A 16,155-nucleotide genomic window follows, 5' to 3' on the forward strand; every position below is an offset into this window, starting at 1 on the left:
TCACCGCCGTGTTAAAAGGGGCTCACCGCGAGGCGCCGAGGGCGGCGCCCTCCTCGGCGGGCAGGGGCCGGAGGCGCACGGCGCAGACCTTGAACTCCGGCATCCGCGAGACCGGGTCGAGCGCGGGGTTGGTGAGCAGGTTCGCGCGCCCCTCCCCCGCCCAGTGGAACGGGATGAAGACGGTGTCGGGGCGGATGGCGCCGGTCACCCGCGCGGTCACGGTCGCCGCGCCGCGGCGGCTCTCCACCCGCACGCCGGCGCCGTCCTCGATGCCGAGGCGCTCGGCCAGGTCGGGGTGCAGCTCGACGAACGGGCCCGGCGCCGCCTCGGCCAGCGGCCGGACGCGCCTGGTCTGCGCCCCCGACTGGTACTGGGCGAGGACGCGCCCGGTGGTCAGGTAGACGGGGTAGTCGCCGTCGACGTCCTCGGCGGCGCCGCGGTGCTCGACGGCGACGAACCGGGCCCGCCCGTCCGGGGTGGGGAAGCGGTCCAGGTAGGGCCTCGGCGTGCCGGGGTGGTCCGGCGACGGGCACGGCCAGAACACCCCGCCCTCGGCCTCGATCCGCTCGTAGGTGATGCCGGAGTAGTCGGCCGCGCCGCCCGCGCCCGCGCGGCGCAGCTCCCCGAACACCGCCTCCGGGTCGGTGCTCCACTCCCCCGGCGCGCCGAGCCGCCCGGCGAGCGCGGCGAGGATCTCCAGGTCGGTGCGGACGCCGTCCGGCGGAGGGACGGCGCGGCGGCGCCGCAGCACCCGGCCCTCCAGGTTCGTCATCGTCCCCGACTCCTCAGCCCACTGCGCGGTCGGCAGGACGACGTCGGCGAGCCGCGCGGTCTCCGACGGCACGAAGTCGGCCACCACCAGCAGGTCGAGCGCGCGGAGCCGCTCCTCCACGTCCGCGGCGCGGGGCGCCGAGACGACCGGGTTGGACCCGAACAGCAGCAGCGCCTTCGGACCCTCGGCGGTGCCGAGCGCCGACAGCAGTTCGGAGGCCGACCTCCCCGGACCCGGCAGGTCCTCGGGGTCGACGCCCCAGACCTCGGCGACGTGCGCGCGGGCGGCCGGGTCGTCGATCCTGCGGTAGCCGGGCAGCTGGTCGGCCTTCTGGCCGTGCTCGCGACCGCCCTGCCCGTTGCCCTGGCCGGTCAGGCACCCGTATCCCGAGCCCTCGCGGCCCGGCAGCCCGAGCGCCAGGGCCAGGTTGATGTACGCGCTCACCGTGTCGGTGCCGCGGGCGTGCTGCTCGGATCCGCGCGCCGTGAGGACGTGGGCGCGGGAGGCGCGGGCCAGCAGTCGGACGGCCTCGCGCATCAGCGGCACGGGCACGCCGGTGATGCGCTCGGCCCGGTCGGGCCAGTAGGCGTTGGCGACGGTGCGGACCGCCTCGAACCCGGTGGTGCGGGCGGCGATGTACTCCTCGTCGGCCAGGCCCTCGGCGAGCGCCAGGTGCAGCAGGCCGTTGGCGAGGGCGATGTCGGTCCCCGGCGCCGGCTGCAGGTGCAGGTCGGCCTGGCGGGCGGTGGCGGTGCGGCGCGGGTCGACGACGACGAGGGCGCCGCCGCCGTCGCGCATCCGCGCCAGGTGCCGCATGAACGGCGGCATCGTCTCGGCGACGTTGCCGCCCGCCAGCAGGACCGCGCCGGAGGCCGCGAGGTCGGTGACCGGGCCGGGCAGGCCGCGGTCCATCCCGAACGCCCGCCCGGACGCCGCGGCGGCCGACGACATGCAGAACCGCCCGTTGTAGTCGATCTGGGACGTGCCGAGTGCGATCCGGGCGAACTTGCCGAGCTGATACGCCTTCTCGTTGGTCAGCCCGCCGCCGCCGAACACCGCGACGGCGTCCGGCCCGTGCAGCCGCCGCAGCCGTTCCACCCCGGCGGTGACCCGGTCGAGGGCCTCGTCCCAGCCGCACGGCTCGAGCGGCTCGCCCCGGCCGCGGCGCATCATCGGCGAGGTCAGCCGGTCCGGGACGGTGAGCAGCTCCGCCGCCGTCCAGCCCTTCTGGCACAGCCCGCCGCCGTTGGCCGGCACGTCCTCGCGCGGCTCCACCCGCAGGCTCCCCCGGCCGCCGTCGTGCAGGGTCATGCCGCACTGCAGGGCGCAGTACGGGCAGTGCGTAGAGGTCCCGATCATGCGCCGAGGCTCCGCGCACCCGGTTTCGCCGCCGAGTCCCGGGTGTGACCCCGGCGTTAAATGGCTTTCACGCCGCGCGTCCCCCGAGGTCAGGAAGCGGACCGGCCGGGCCGCGACGCCTCTTGACGAACGCGTGTCAAGCGTTGTCGATCCCTGTCATGGCCTATTCGTTGCATTTTGACCCGTTGTCGAACGGATCTGCGGTGGTCCGGCGATCTCGCGGACGGATGCGGCCGCCTGTCCGTTACGACCTGAATCGGTCCGCGTTGATCACGTTTAACCTCGGAGCATGCCCGACCTTGCTTACTACGCCTCCCTGCCGCGGGCCCGCGGCGCCGCGGCGGCCCTGCTGCTGGACGACCTGGGGCGGGTGCTGCTGGTCAAGCCCACCTACAGCGAGGGCTGGTTCCTGCCCGGCGGCGTGATCGAGGCCGACGAGTCCCCGCTGTCGGCGTGCGTGCGCGAGTGCGAGGAGGAGCTCGGCCTCGTCCCCCTCCTGCACGGCCTGGCCTGCGTCGACTGGGGCTCGCCGCGCGACGACGGCGTCGACGCGGTCAACGTCTTCGTCTTCGGCGGCACGATCACCGGAGCGGAGATCGCGGCGATCCGGCTGCCGCCCGAGGAGCTGTCCGACCACATCCTCGTGGCGCCGGAGAAGGTCCCCGAGCTCGCGCCGCCGCACGTGGCGCGCCGGATGGAGCCCAGCCTGCGGGCCATGGCCGCGGGCAGCGCCGTCTACCTGGAGGACGGCCGCGAGCAGCCGTTCGGCGCCGCCCGCGCCTGAGACCGGGCGGCACGACGGCCGGACAGGACCACCGGCGCCGGACGTCCACGCCGGCGCCGCGTCCGGGCCGGTCTACACCGACACCGCGTCCTGAATGGTGCGAGCGCGTTCTCCCTCGGCGGCGCGCGCGCAGTGGGCGCCGCAGTAGAAGTGCCCGCCCACGTCCACGCCGTGCCCCATGATGCGGCACTCGCAGTGCTCGCAGATCGGCGCCATCTTCGTGACGGCGCACTCGAACGAGTCGAACGTGTGCACCTCGCCCTGCGCGTGCACCTCGAACGCCATCGCGTACTCGTTCCCGCAGACCTCGCAGGTTCCCATGGTCGCGTCTCCGTCTCCCCCGCCGCGTCGCGATCCGCGTCCTACCCGAAGCCGCACGAGCTACCCGTCCACGGGACGACACCGCCCGGCCCCGGTGGCCGCACCACCGGGGCCGGGCGGCCCCACGCCCTCAGACGCCGGCTTCGGCGAGACTCTTGCGCACTCCCCCCACGGTCACCTTCCGCATGTATCCGGCCCAGGTCAGCACGACGCAGACCCCGTAGAAGGCGGCCAGCCCGATCAGGGCGGCCCCGATCCCGTCCGTGCGCTCCAGCGAGATCCGGAACGTCTGCTGGATGAGGACGCCGCCGAACGCACCGACCGCGGAGATGAGGCCGATCGCCGCGGACGCCTCCCGCCGCGCGGTCAGGACCGCCCGCCGCGCCGCCTCCTCGTCCGCGGAGCCGAGCCCCGCCGTCATGCGCGTCTTGAAGATCGCCGGGATCATCTTGAACGTCGAGCCGTTGCCCACGCCGGTGGTGGCGAACACCCACAGGAACGCGCCGAGGAACAGCGGCCATGACTTGGTGGTCACCGCCGCCCAGATCGCCACCACGCCGAAACTCATCCCGAGGAAGTTCCAGAACGTGACCACGGTGCCGCCGAGCCGGTCGGCCAGCAACCCGCCGAGCGGCCGCGCGGCCGAGCCGACCAGCGCGCCGAGCCAGATGTAGTGGGACGCCTGCACGCCGGCGAACTGCGTCTTGATCAGAACGCCGAACGAGAAGGAGTAGCCGATGAAGGAGCCGAACGTCCCGATGTACAGCACCGACATCACGATCGTGTGCGGCCGCCTGGAGATCCGCCCCATCTCCCGCAGCGTGTAGGGCTGGCTCACCCCGGACAGGTTGTTCATGAACAGGTACGCGCAGGCGGCGGCGACCAGCGCCAGGGGCATCCACACCCAGCCGAGCGCGACCAGGCCGAAGGCCGCGATCAGCGGCGGCATGGTCAATTGCGTCACGCTGACTCCGACGTTCCCGCCGGCGGCGTTCAGGCCGAGCGGCAGGCCCTGCTTGTCGGTCGGGTAGAAGTGCGTGATGTTCGACATCGAGGAGGCGAAGTTGCCGCCCCCGAGGCCGGTGGCCGCGGCGACGAGCAGCAGCGCCCAGAACGGCAGGCCCGGGTTCTCGATCGCGTAGACGAAGAGCGCGCACGGGATGAGCAGCAGCAGCGCGCTGGCGATCGTCCAGTTGCGGCCCCCGAACCGCGCCGGCGCGAAGGTGTAGGGGATGCGGAGCCCCGCCCCCACAAGGTTGGGCAGAGTGGTCAGCCACAGCACCTGCCCCACCGACAGCACGGTGCCGTTGTCGGCCAGGTGCAGCACGGCGATGCTCCACAGCAGCCACACGCAGAAGCCCAGGTGCTCGGTGAGGATCGAGAACGCGAGGTTGCGGGCCGCGACCCTGCGCCCGGTCCCGGCCCAGAACAGGTCGTCGTCGGGCTCCCAGTGGTCGATCCACCGGCCGCGCCGCCCGGCGGCTCCCCGCGGGCGCGCGGTCTCGTCGGTGAGCAAGGTCATGGACGTCTCCTCCGGGTGTCGTAGAGGTCCCGGGCGCAAGGCCGGGACGCTGCGAACACCCAGAAGCTAGGAAGGCCGGATTACAGGCCCTGGCGCTTCCTGTACCCACCGTGCTACATCAAGCGCACACTGGAAATATCCGCATGTGAACCCACGTCAGCCGCGGGTCACCGCCGGGCGGGCCAGCCGGGCGACCGGCCGGAGGAGCGCAGCACCGCCCTCCACGGGTCCCCCCGCTCCAGCGGCAGGTGCGGGACGCCCCAGTGCCAGGCCGACACCAGCAGGTCCGGATCGCGCGGGCGGTAGTCGGCCCCGATCGCGCGGGCCATGTCCCAGGCGTGCAGGTGCCACTCCACGCACGCCGCGCCCGCGTGGTCGCCCACCGTGTACTTGGTGCCCCGGTAGATCAGATGCGTCCGGTCCCACATGTCGGGCATCAGGTCGGCGTACGCCCCCGCCGACACCCCGAACGCCAGGATCCGCTCCGGGCCGGGCTCGGGCGGCAGCACCGCCAGCTCGGCGGCGTTCTGCCGCGCCTGCTGCCTGATCAGCACCGCCGTCGCCGCGTCCTGCGCGAACAGCTTCGCCAGCCGGCTGTCGGGCGCGTCCTGGAGGTACTCCAGGCAGTTCTCCGCGACGCACCGCAGGTGCCCGGCCAGGTCGACCAGCTGCCAGTCGGCGCAGGGCGTCGGCACGTCCCAGTCCCCGACGGCGTCGGCGAGCGCGCGGATCGCCTCCACCCCGTCCTGGTAGGACTCGAGTACGCGGCACCGGTCCGGCGGCGTGCGCTCCACGTGACATCCCCCAACGTCCAGAGCACCGAGTGCCCTCCCGCCGGGAGGTGCCCGCGGCCGTCACGCCGGCGCGGCGTGCGGCGCGAGGCGCCCCCTGGCGTTCCCCAGAGAGGGCAGACTCTCAGAGTTCGGTGGCCCGTGCCACCCGGTGACGCTGTGTCGCCACACGTCCGCCGCGGCTCACAGGCGGGCGGCGGGCCGCGTCCTGAAGCTCAGCCGGTGCGCCTCGCGGGCCGTGCGCAGCCGGTCGACCTCCTCCGTCCACGGGCGCACCGCCGGGCGCGCCTTGGCCTTGCGGTAGGCGATCTCGGCGGCGCGGCGCGTCTTGGCGTCCTGCGCCTCCGTGGAGTACACCTTCGGGCCCATCGCGACCCGCTCGGAGGCCTCGGCGGCGGCGAGCACGGCCGTCATCGCCTCGTCGAAGGCGATCGTCAGCTCGCGCAGCTCCGGCTCGGCGGCGCCGGACGCCTGCGCCTCCCGCAGCGCCCGCTCCGCCTCGCCGGCCGCCGCGAGCCGGTCCTCGTACTCGCCGGCCAGCCGCTGGTCGGCCTCGTACGGCTCCGCGACGTCCTTGCTCACCCGGCGGCCCAGCGGCATGGTGGTACTCCCTCGACGGTCGTGCAGTGTTCGATCGAGGGTAAGCGTACGCGGCGTCCCGGCGTGTTGCGGCGGCGGACACCCGGCCGCGGCCCTTTACGTAGTAAGGTCGCTCCATGGTCCGGCAACCCAGCATCAACGCCCAGAACCGCGCCCCGCTGACCACCGAGCGGATCACCGAGGCCGCGCTGCGGATCGTGGACGGCCAGGGGCTCGGCCGCCTCACGATGCGCCGGCTCGGCGACGCCCTGGAGGTGGAGGCGATGGCGATCTACCACCACCTCCCCCGCGGCAAGGAGCAGCTCCTGGACGGCCTCGTCGCGCACGTCGCGGCGGCGCCGGCCGACACGTCGGCGTCCGGGCGCTGGCAGGACGTCCTGCGGGCGTGGGCGGGCGACTACCGGGACCGCCTGCTGGCGCACGCGGGCGTCCTCCCGCTGGTCGTCACCCGGCGCAACCCGGCCGCGCTCACCGCCACCCTCGCGTCCCTGCGGGAGGTGCTGCGCCGCGGCGGCGTCGCCGAGGACGCCGCGGCCGTCGCCGCGCACACCTTGCTCGGCTACGTGATCGGGCACGCGGCGCTGGAGGTGCGCGGCACCGCCGAGGACGGGGCCGCCGCGCGGACCGCCGCCGGCGACGGCGACGTCGACTGGGGCGCCCGGTTCCGCGCCGGCCTCGACGTCGTCCTCGGGGGCGTGCGCTAGGCGCGGTCAGTCCTCGACGAGGATGATCTCCAGGTGCCGGGGGCCGTGCGCGCCCTCGACCCGCGCCGTCCCGATGGCGTCGGTGGCCGACGGCCCGCTGATCCACGTCAGGGGATGCGCCGGGTCGAGCCGCGCGACCGCCTCCGGCACCGTCCCGACGATCTGGTCGGCGTGCACCACGCACAGGTGGTAGCCGGGGACGAGGGTGAGCGCCCGCCTGCCCTGCGCCCGGCCGCCGTCCAGGACGACCGTGCCCGTCTGCGCGACCGCCACCGCGCAGCCGGTGACGACGCCGTCGACCGCGGCGAGGGTGGCGAGGTCGACCGCCGGGGTGTCGGGCAGCGCCCGCACGCCGTCCAGTTCCGCGAGCCACCCGAACGGCAGGTCGGCCGGGACGACGATCTGCTTGGCCTCCCGCCCCCACAGCGCGGCCGCCACCGCCGTGCCCGCCTCGTCCGCGCCGACGTGCCGCACCGCCGCGCGGTTGTCGGCGACCCGCTCGGTGAACAGCGCGAGGACGTCGGCCCTGGTCTCGGCGTCCGCCGCGGTCAGGTGCCGGGCGTAGCCGCGCGGCACCGGCGGGCCCGTGCCGCGGGCCCCGCCGAGCGCCTCGCGGACCCGCCGCAGCACCTCCTCGCGCGAGCTCATGCCCGCGTCCTGTCCCACCAGCCGCGGAAGCTCTCGGCCGGCGGCGCGGGCAGGTCGCGGGCCTCCGTCCACTTGCCGAGCAGGCCGGGCAGGCGGCGGATCCGCCCGCCGCGCGACAGCAGCCGGGCCCACCGGACGCCGCGCCGCACCGCCGCCTCGTGCCGGCGCGGGTCGCCCATCGTCCAGGCGAGGCCGCGCATCAGCGCCATCTCGGGGGTCGGGACGGGGCGCCGCCGCCGCGACTCGACCACCCTGCCGCGCAGGTGCACCAGCACGTCCGGGATGTCGATCTTCACGGGGCAGACGTCGGCGCAGGCGCCGCACAGCGTGGACGCGTAGGGCAGCGAGGCGTCGGCGGCGCTCTCCACGCCCCGCATCAGCGGGGTGAGGACCGCGCCGATCGGGCCGGGGTGGACCGGCCCGTAGGGGCGCCCGCCCGTCCGCTCGTAGACGGGGCAGACGTTCTGGCAGGCCGAGCAGCGGATGCAGCGCAGGGCGGCACGGCCGACCTCGTCGGCGAGGGCGCGGGTGCGGCCGTTGTCGAGCAGGACGAGATGGAACTCGCGCGGCCCGTCGCCCGCCGTCACGCCCGTCCACGACGAGACGTACGGGGTCATCCGGTCGCCGGTCGACGAGCGCGGAAGCAGCTGGAGGAACACCTCCATGTCATCCCATGTCGGGACGACCTTGTCGATACCGGCGACACTGATCAGCGTCTCGGGGAGCGTCAGGCACATCCGCGCGTTGCCCTCCGACTCCACCAGGACGACGGTGCCGGTCTCGGCGACCAGGAAGTTCGCGCCGGTGACCGCGACGCGGGCGCGCAGGAACCGGTCGCGCAGGTGGGCGCGGGCGGCGGCGGCCAGCGCGGCGGGGTCGTCGGCGAGGCCGGGCCCGGCGGCGGGCACCGCGCGGCGGAGCAGCTCCGCGATCTGCGCGCGGTCGCGGTGCGCGGCCGGGGACAGCAGGTGGGACGGCGCGTCCTCGCCGAGCTGCAGGACCATCTCGGCGACGGCGGTCTCGCGGACGGTGACGCCCGCGCGGGACAGCGCGTCGTTCAGGCCGATCTCCCGCGTCGTCGCGGACGCGGCCTTGACGACCTCCTTCGCGCCCGCCGCGCGGACCAGGCCGGTGACGACGCGGCGGGCCTCCGCGGCGTCCGCCGCCCAGTGCACGGTGCCGCCCGCCTCGGTGACGGCCCGCTCCAGCTCCTCCAGATGGGCGTCGAGGTCGAGGAGGGCGCCGTCCCCGATCGCGCGGCCGGCCTCGCGGAGGTCCTCCCAGTCGGCTGCCTCGGCCGCCGCGGCGGCCTCCCGCTCCCGCAGCGCGGCCGCCGCGCCGCGCAGGTTGCGGCGCAGCCGGGTGTCGGCCAGTTCCGGCCGCGCGGCGGCGGCGAACTTCGGCCTCGGCGGCCGGGCGGGCCCGCTCCTCCCCGGGGAGGGCGCCGCCCCCGGCGGTGAGGCCGTCATGCCGGCCCCGTCTCGGCGAGGATCTCGGCCAGGTGCATCGTCCGGACGCCGCCGCGCAGCCGCGAAAGCGCGCCGCCGATGTGGGCCAGGCACGCGTCGTCGACGGCGCAGACCACGTCGGCGCCGGTGCCGCGGATGTGCCTGACCTTGTCGGCCACCATCGCGACCGACACGTCCGCGTTCTTCATCGCGAACGCGCCGCCGAACCCGCAGCACTCGCCGGCGGACGGCAGGTCGACCAGGTCAAGGCCGCGCACCGCGCGCAGCAGCCGCACCGGCCGGTCGCCGACGCCGAGGGTGCGCAGGGACCGGCAGGACGGGTGGTAGGCGACCCGGTGCGGGAAGTACGCGCCGACGTCGGTGACCCCCAGGACGTCGATGAGGAACTCCGTCAGCTCGTAGACGGCGAGGCCCTCGGCGGCGCGGGCCAGGCCGGGGTCGCGGGCCCCCCGGGCGATCTTCGGGTAGTCGTCGCGGACGGTCGCGGCGCACGACGCGGACGGCGCCACCACGACCTCGCAGCCCTCGAACGCGGCGGCGTGGGAGCGGGCGAGCGCGGCGGCCTCGCGGTGGTAGCCGGCCGTCCAGTGGATCTGGCCGCAGCAGCCCTGCCCCGGCGGGAACGCCACCTCGTGGCCGAGCCGCTCCAGCAGCGCGGTCACGGCCTTCGCGGTGCCGGGGAACAGCACGTCGTCGAAGCACGCGACGGACAGCGCGACCCGCACCGGCCTCACTCCCCCAACCCCGCAGAGCCCGTCCCCCGCCGAACATCGTAGGGGTTTCAGGCTCCGGCGGCGTGTCGTTCTCCGTCCGTTACCGCGCCGGGGGGACCCTACTGCGTGGCACCCCGGAGTGGGAGGGATCACACCCGTCCGGTACTCCGGTACCAATGGACAACCGTCCCAACGGGCTATGGCCGGTGGGGGCGAACCACTCCACACTGGGGTGCGTCAGAAAAGGAAAGCACCACGACCGACCAGTAGTTGAGACCGGAGGCACGCCATGTGCCCGCACCAGCCGCCTTGTCCCTCCCACGACGCACCCGACCGCGACGCCGCCCGCACGCTGGCCTCGCACCCCGAACAGGGGTGGAGCCTGCTGTGCAACGGGGTCGTGCTGTTCGAGGACACCGGTGAGCTGCTGCCCGACGGGGGAGTCATCGCGCCGCACCGGCCGACGGACGCGCAGGCCACGTCCGCCGCTTGAGCGGGTCTCCACGGGGGACTAGTTCAAACGGGTGATCATCCTCGGGGGCACGCCCGCCCACCACCGGCCTCTGGGCCCGCACCGGGCCCGGAGCGACCCTACTCCCGGCCCGTCCGCACCGGACGGGCCGCCCACCTTCTCAGCCACGGCTCCACCGCCCGGCCGACCGCCGCGGGGTCCTTGTTCAGGTCGTGCCGCTCCCCCGCCAGCACCGCGACCTCGGCCGCGTCCGCCGGATCGGGGACGCCGAACGGGTCGCGGTCGCCGTTGACGACGAGGACCTCCACCCCCGCCGACCGCAGCTCGTCCACCCGGGTCTTCTCGGGCCTGCCCGGCGGGTGCAGCGGGAACGCCAGCGCCACCACGCCCGCCGCCCCGGCCGCCGCCGCCGTCCGGCACGCCACCCGCGCGCCGTTGCTGCGGCCGCCCTGCACCAGCGGGACGTCCCCGAACCTCTCCCGCAGGACCGCGACGACCTCCAGCCACGCCTCGTCCTGCTTGGCCGCCGGGCCGGGCGCCCGCCGCCCGGCGAGCCGGAACGGCTGCGTCACCCGCGCGACGGCGCCGCCGAGCGCGAGCGCCTCCGCCCGCACCGCCAGCAGGTCGGCCGCCTCCACTCCCCCGTTCGACCCGTGCGTCAGCACCAGCAGGAACGCGGGGTCGTCCACCTCGTCGAGCACCACCTCGGCGGGCCCGTGCGCCGTCGCGACCTTCATGTGACTCAAGGTAGCGGCCGCGCCGGCCGGCCCGTGCGGCAGACTGGCCCCATGCAGAGGATGACCGAGAGCGAGTGGCGCGCGTTCGTCATGGAGGGCACCCGCACCGGCAAGGCCGGCGTGACCCGCAAGGACGGGACGCCGCACGTCACCCCGGTCTGGTTCGTCCTCGACGGGGACGACGTGCTGTTCAACACCGGCCGCCACAGCGTCAAGGGACGCGTCCTCGCCCGCGACCCGCGCGTGTCCATCTGCGTCGACGACCAGGCCCCGCCCTACTCGTACGTCCTGCTCCAGGCCGAGGCGACGCTGGTCGAGGACCTGGACGAGGTGCTCCGCTGGGCGACCGCCATCGGCGGCCGCTACATGGGCGCCGACCGGGCCGAGGAGTTCGGCCGGCGCAACGCGGTGCCCACCGAGTACCTCGTCCGCGCCCGCATCACCAAGGTGATCGCCGAGCGCGCCATCGCCGAGTAGCTAGCCCTCGGTCCAGTCCGGGACGGGCGTGCCCATCGCCAGCCGGAACCGCTCCGCGAAGCTCTCGTGCAGCAGCGGGCCCCACGGGTAGCCGCTCGGCACCCGCACAGCCCTGCCGAGGGTCTCGTTGGACTCGCCCGCCCGGCGCTCGGCGTACCGGGCGGCGAGCAGCGCGTACATGTGGTCGAGGGCCCCGAACGCCTCCCCGGCCAGGGCCGGGAGCGTCCCGTCCGACACGGCCTGCTCGACGACCGGCTCCCACCACAGGTCGCCGGGGTCGCCGTCGTCCTCGGCGTCGCCGAAGTCGCGGCGCAGCCGCGCCCGCACCTGGCCCGCGGTGCCGGGGTCGGTGAGCCCGCGCCGCCACACCTCGCCGGCCTCGGCGCCCCGCCCCCGCAGCGGCAGCGTCCGCGCCAGCAGCTCGGTGGCCAGCGGCCCGACCTCCGGGTCGGGCGGCTCCTCCCCCAGCGCCGCGCCGAACGCGCCGATCGCCTGGTCGAGGTAGGAGATGCCGAGCGCGACGGCGAGCCGGGAGTGGGCGTAGGGGGCGGTACCCCGGTCGATCAGCCTGAGCCCGGCGGTCAGGACCCGCTGCGCCCGCGCGGGCTCGTCGCGCTCCAGCAGCCGCTGCGCGAGGTCGTGCGCGGCGGGCGGCCCGTACTCGGCGTCCCCGGTCGCGATCACCGCCTCCCAGTGGCCGCGGGCGGTGTCGAAGTCGCCGGCGTCGTCGGCGATGCGGGCGAGGGCCAGGTGGGCGGGCGGCAGGTAGGCGGGGTTGCCGAAGTCGACAACGACCCGCCAGGCGGGCGCCGCCAACTCGTGCTCGCCGGCCCGCTCGTGGGTGAGGGCCAGGTGGTAGGCGGCGCGCGGCCCGTACTCGGGGTCGGCCGTGGCGATCGCCGCCCGGTCGGCCTCCCTGGCGCGCTCCACATGCCCGGCGTCGTCCAGGACGACCGCCAGCCCCAGCGCCGCCTGCGCCCGGAAGGGGGTGTCGCCCAGCGCGAGCACCCTCTCGAACAGCAGCGCGGCCCGCTCCGCCTCACCGTTCTCGGCGAGGCCGCGGGCCTCCTCGCACAGTCGCGCCGCGTCGTCGGACACGGCGTCCAGGGACTCGCTCATCGCTCTTCTGCCCTCTGGGGGTCGGGATCAGCAGAAGCGTAGCGACAGGCCCCCACCCCCGTCCCGCCCCGACACCCCGAAATCCCGCCATGATCACAAATCCGTCCCCGAACCCGTCCCCGCCCCTGGCGCATGCCGCCGAGCCATCAACTCCAGGCCTCCGTGAACGCCCGATCCGCCCAGCCGGCCCCGGCACCGCGCGAACGGCCCTCGACCGTAAGCGCTCCAAGCCTTCGCGGTCACCGCCGAACGCGCTCAAGTATCAGGAGCGGACGCGAACGGCGCCCAGCCACCACCCCAGCCTTCGGCGACCCGAGCTACCGCGATCGCGTCCGAAGGCAGGTTCGAGCGAAGCAAGAACCTGATCGCGCAGCGAGCCGCAAGGCGAGACGAAGCGATGCCAGCGATCGCACGTGGGCTTTGGGCTGAGGCGCCCCAGGCGCCTCAGCCCAAAGCCCACAAATAAACACTGCTCAATCTTCGAACGCTTCGGGGGGCGGGCAGGAGCAGACGAGGTTGCGGTCGCCGTAGGCCTGGTCGATGCGGCGGACGGGGGGCCAGTACTTGTTCTCCCGCAGGGACGGGAGAGGGTAGGCGGCCTCCTCGCGCGTGTAGGCGTGCTTCCAGTCGTCGGAGACGAGGCAGGCGGCGGTGTGCGGGGCGTTCCTGAGGGGGTTGTCCTCGGCGTCGTAGCCGCCGTCGGCCACGCGCTGGATCTCCCGGCGGATCTCGATCATGGCGTCGCAGAACCGGTCGAGTTCGGCGAGGTCCTCGGACTCGGTGGGCTCGATCATCAGGGTGCCGGCGACGTGGAACGACAGGGTCGGGGCGTGGACGCCGTAGTCGATGAGTCGCTTTGCGACGTCCTCGGCGGTGATCCCCGTCTCCTTGGTGATCTTGCGGAGGTCGGCGATGCACTCGTGCGCGACGAGGCCGTTCCGGCCGGTGTAGAGGATCGGGTAGTGCGGGGCGAGGCGGGCGGCGAGGTAGTTGGCGCCGATGATCGCGCCCTCGGTGGCGGCGCGCAGCCCGTCCGGGCCCATCATCGCGATGTAGGCCCAGGAGATCGGCAGGATGCCGGCCGAGCCCCACGGGGCCGCGGAGATCGGGCCGACGCCGGTGCCGGGGCCGGCCTCCTCGCGCAGCGGGTGGTTGGGCAGGAACGGGGCCAGGTGCTCGCGGACGCCGACCGGGCCGACGCCGGGGCCGCCGCCGCCGTGCGGGATGCAGAACGTCTTGTGCAGGTTGAGGTGGGAGACGTCCGAGCCGAACTCGCCGGGGCGGGCCAGGCCGACGAGCGCGTTGAGGTTGGCGCCGTCGACGTAGACCTGGCCGCCGGCCTCGTGCACGGCCGCGCACACCTCGGTGATCGTCTCCTCGAAGACGCCGTGCGTGGACGGGTAGGTCACCATGATCGCGGCGAGCCGGTCGCCGTGCTCGGCGAGCTTGGCCCGCAGGTCGTCGAGGTCGACGTTGCCGCCCTCGTCGCACTTGACGACGACGACCCGCATCCCGGCCATGACGGCGCTCGCGGCGTTGGTGCCGTGCGCCGAGGACGGGATCAGGCAGACGTCGCGGTGCTCCTCGCCGCGGGAGGCGTGGTAGCCGCGGATGGCGAGCAGCCCGGCCAGTTCGCCCTGGGAGCCGGCGTTCGGCTGGACGGAGACCTTCGCGTACCCGGTGATCTCGGCGAGGCGGTCCTCCAGCTCGCCGATCAGCTCGACGTAGCCGGCGGCCTGGTCGATCGGCGCGAACGGGTGGACGTCCGCGAACTGGGGCCAGGTGATCGGCTCCATCTCGGCGGTGGCGTTCAGCTTCATCGTGCAGGAGCCGAGCGGGATCATGGACCGGTCGAGCGCGATGTCCTTGTCCTGGAGCCTGCGCAGGTAGCGCAGCATCGCCGTCTCGGAGCGGTGCGCGTGGAAGACCGGGTGGGTCAGGTAAGGGCTCTCGCGGCGCAGCGCGTCCGGGAACGCCTCGGGCGCCTCGCCGGCCGCCGGGGCGCCGAACGCCTCCAGCACGGCCGCGACGTGCGCGGGCAGCGTCGTCTCGTCGCAGGCGACCGCGACCCGGTCGGGCCCGTCCGGGCGCAGGTTGATCCCGCGCTCGCGGGCGGCCGCGACGACCTCGGCGGCCCGGCCGGGCACGCGGGCGAGGACGGTGTCGAAGAACGAGCCGTGCACCACCTCGACGCCGCCGGCGCGCAGGCCCGCGGCGATCTCGGCGGCCCGGCGGTGCGTGCGCTGCGCGATCGCGGCCAGGCCCTCGGGCCCGTGGTAGACCGCGTACATGCTCGCCATCACCGCGAGCAGGACCTGGGCGGTGCAGATGTTGCTGGTGGCCTTCTCGCGGCGGATGTGCTGCTCGCGGGTCTGGAGCGCCAGCCGGTAGGCGGTGGCGCCGTCCGCGTCGACGGACACGCCGACGAGCCGCCCGGGGAGCTGGCGCTGGATGCCCTCGCCGACCGCCATGTAGCCGGCGTGCGGGCCGCCGAACCCGTAGGGGACGCCGAACCGCTGCGCGGAGCCCACCGCGATGTCGGCGCCGGACTCGCCGGGCGGGCGCAGCAGCGTCAGCGCGAGCAGGTCGGCGGCGACGACGGCCTTGGCGCCGCGCTCGTGGGCCTGCGCGATGACGGGCTCCAGGTCGCGGACGGCGCCGGAGGCGCCCGGGTACTGCAGCAGCACGCCGAAGAAGTCGCCGTCCGGGAGCCCGCCGGACAGGTCGGCGACGACCACCTCGATGCCGAGCGGCACCGCGCGGGTCCGGACGACCTCGATGGTCTGCGGGAGGGTGTCGGCGTCGACGAGGAACGTCCCGGGCTCCTTGCGCCTGGACACGCGGTGCGCGAGGGCCATGGCCTCGGCGGCGGCGGTGCCCTCGTCCAGCATGGAGGCGTTCGCGACGGGCAGCCCGGTCAGGTCGCCCACCACCGTCTGGAAGTTCAGCAGGGCCTCGAGGCGGCCCTGGGAGATCTCCGGCTGGTAGGGCGTGTAGGCGGTGTACCAACCGGGGTTCTCCAGCACGTTCCGCATGATCACGCCGGGCGTGGTGGTCCCGTGGTAGCCGAGCCCGATCATGGACGTCAGGACGGTGTTGCGGGACGCCAGCTCGCGGAGCCGGTCCAGCGCGGCGGTCTCGCTCAGCGCGGGCGGCAGGTCCAGCGGCCGGGAGGTGCGGATGGCGGCGGGGACCGCGTCGTCGATCAGCGCCTCGGCGCCGGAGTAGCCGATGGCGGCCAGCATCCTCGCCTGGTCGCTCGGGGACGGGCCCACGTGCCGGTCGGCGAACGCCGACCGCGGGTGCTGCGGCGCGGCCACGGGGGCGAAGAACTGGGCGGTCATGGAAGGCCTCCTGGCTGCTGCGGTCGCTCAGGTGCGCCGCCGGCGCGGGCCGGCGGGCCGGTCTCCCCCTCTGTCATCGGCACCTGAGAGCTTCACCCGCGCGGCGGGGTTTCCCCTTCGGTGAGCCGCCCTTCCCCGCGCGCGGGGATCGACGCCTGCTTTCCAGAGGTGCCTCGTCCGCGCGGTCCTTTTGCCTGAGAGGTTCCGGGGAGGTTGCCCCTTCGGCGCCCCACGCTGGCGGCGTGGGGTCTCTCCCGCACAGGGTCGACGGCATGTCCTAGGACGAACCCTACCCAAAGGCGCGTCCACCGGGTGGTTCCGGC

15 protein-coding genes and 1 riboswitch are annotated in these 16,155 nt (G+C 74.8%); of the genes, 4 read left to right on the forward strand and 11 right to left on the reverse strand.

Going from position 1 to position 16,155, the window contains the following annotated elements:
- Positions 1–22: 22 nt before the first annotated feature.
- The gene (locus tag K4S16_RS09780; RefSeq protein WP_149258527.1) at positions 23–2,131 is read right to left on the reverse strand and encodes a molybdopterin oxidoreductase family protein; all 2,109 of its coding nucleotides are present in this window, start codon (positions 2,129–2,131) and stop codon (positions 23–25) included.
- A gap of 289 nt (positions 2,132–2,420) precedes the next feature.
- Between K4S16_RS09780 and K4S16_RS09785 the strand changes: the two genes are divergently transcribed.
- Positions 2,421–2,915 carry an NUDIX hydrolase gene (locus K4S16_RS09785; RefSeq protein WP_149258528.1) on the forward strand — a complete coding sequence of 165 codons (495 nt, stop codon included), beginning with the start codon at positions 2,421–2,423 and terminating at the stop codon, positions 2,913–2,915.
- Between the two features lie 72 nt (positions 2,916–2,987).
- Here K4S16_RS09785 and K4S16_RS09790 read toward each other — a convergent pair whose 3' ends face one another.
- The 4 genes from K4S16_RS09790 to K4S16_RS09805 form a co-directional block, all read right to left on the reverse strand.
- Entirely contained in the window at positions 2,988–3,236 is a 249-nt protein-coding gene (locus tag K4S16_RS09790) for a hypothetical protein (RefSeq protein ID WP_149258529.1), read from the reverse strand.
- Between the two features lie 130 nt (positions 3,237–3,366).
- Positions 3,367–4,758, reverse strand: a complete 1,392-nt coding sequence (locus K4S16_RS09795) for an MFS transporter (RefSeq protein ID WP_149258530.1) — start codon at positions 4,756–4,758, stop codon at positions 3,367–3,369.
- 167 nt (positions 4,759–4,925) lie between these two features.
- Complete coding sequence (locus K4S16_RS09800; protein ID WP_149258531.1) at positions 4,926–5,552, reverse strand: maleylpyruvate isomerase N-terminal domain-containing protein; 627 nt, start codon at positions 5,550–5,552, stop codon at positions 4,926–4,928.
- A gap of 180 nt (positions 5,553–5,732) precedes the next feature.
- Positions 5,733–6,149, reverse strand: a complete 417-nt coding sequence (locus tag K4S16_RS09805; protein ID WP_149258532.1) for a plectin — start codon at positions 6,147–6,149, stop codon at positions 5,733–5,735.
- A gap of 116 nt (positions 6,150–6,265) precedes the next feature.
- Here K4S16_RS09805 and K4S16_RS09810 point away from each other — a divergent pair, with 116 nt between their 5' ends.
- On the forward strand, positions 6,266–6,853 hold the full coding sequence (locus K4S16_RS09810; protein WP_149258533.1) for a TetR/AcrR family transcriptional regulator C-terminal domain-containing protein: 588 nt from the start codon (positions 6,266–6,268) through the stop codon (positions 6,851–6,853).
- Between the two features lie 6 nt (positions 6,854–6,859).
- On the opposite strand, the gene K4S16_RS09815 is transcribed toward K4S16_RS09810, so the two are convergent.
- The 3 genes from K4S16_RS09815 to K4S16_RS09825 are packed head-to-tail and all read right to left on the reverse strand — an operon-like array spanning position 6,860 to position 9,695.
- Positions 6,860–7,501, reverse strand: coding sequence for an LUD domain-containing protein (locus K4S16_RS09815; protein ID WP_149258534.1), 642 nt, complete (start codon positions 7,499–7,501; stop codon positions 6,860–6,862).
- Positions 7,498–8,970, reverse strand: a complete 1,473-nt coding sequence (locus K4S16_RS09820) for a lactate utilization protein B (protein WP_149258535.1) — start codon at positions 8,968–8,970, stop codon at positions 7,498–7,500. Before K4S16_RS09820 ends, K4S16_RS09815 begins: the two co-directional genes overlap by 4 nt.
- A complete protein-coding gene (locus K4S16_RS09825; RefSeq protein ID WP_149258536.1) occupies positions 8,967–9,695 on the reverse strand; it encodes a (Fe-S)-binding protein in 729 nt (242 codons plus the stop codon). Before K4S16_RS09825 ends, K4S16_RS09820 begins: the two co-directional genes overlap by 4 nt.
- 277 nt (positions 9,696–9,972) lie before the next feature.
- Here K4S16_RS09825 and K4S16_RS09830 point away from each other — a divergent pair, with 277 nt between their 5' ends.
- Positions 9,973–10,176 (forward strand): DUF5999 family protein, encoded by a 204-nt coding sequence (locus K4S16_RS09830; RefSeq protein WP_141575683.1) that lies wholly within the window; start codon positions 9,973–9,975, stop codon positions 10,174–10,176.
- Positions 10,177–10,274: 98 nt separating this feature from the next.
- On the opposite strand, the gene K4S16_RS09835 is transcribed toward K4S16_RS09830, so the two are convergent.
- A complete protein-coding gene (locus tag K4S16_RS09835) occupies positions 10,275–10,892 on the reverse strand; it encodes an alpha/beta family hydrolase (protein ID WP_149258537.1) in 618 nt (205 codons plus the stop codon).
- Positions 10,893–10,943: 51 nt separating this feature from the next.
- Here K4S16_RS09835 and K4S16_RS09840 point away from each other — a divergent pair, with 51 nt between their 5' ends.
- Positions 10,944–11,369, forward strand: coding sequence for a PPOX class F420-dependent oxidoreductase (locus tag K4S16_RS09840; protein WP_149258538.1), 426 nt, complete (start codon positions 10,944–10,946; stop codon positions 11,367–11,369).
- On the opposite strand, the gene K4S16_RS09845 is transcribed toward K4S16_RS09840, so the two are convergent.
- Positions 11,370–12,488, reverse strand: coding sequence for a lipopolysaccharide assembly protein LapB (locus tag K4S16_RS09845; RefSeq protein ID WP_149258539.1), 1,119 nt, complete (start codon positions 12,486–12,488; stop codon positions 11,370–11,372).
- A 473-nt stretch (positions 12,489–12,961) separates the two neighbouring features.
- Positions 12,962–15,832 (reverse strand): aminomethyl-transferring glycine dehydrogenase, encoded by a 2,871-nt coding sequence (gcvP, locus tag K4S16_RS09850; protein WP_149258540.1) that lies wholly within the window; start codon positions 15,830–15,832, stop codon positions 12,962–12,964.
- 172 nt (positions 15,833–16,004) lie between these two features.
- Positions 16,005–16,099: riboswitch (glycine riboswitch) on the reverse strand.
- Positions 16,100–16,155: the final 56 nt, after the last annotated feature.

This window comes from Actinomadura sp. K4S16 (assembly GCF_008327685.1).
Lineage (GTDB): Bacteria > Actinomycetota > Actinomycetes > Streptosporangiales > Streptosporangiaceae > Spirillospora.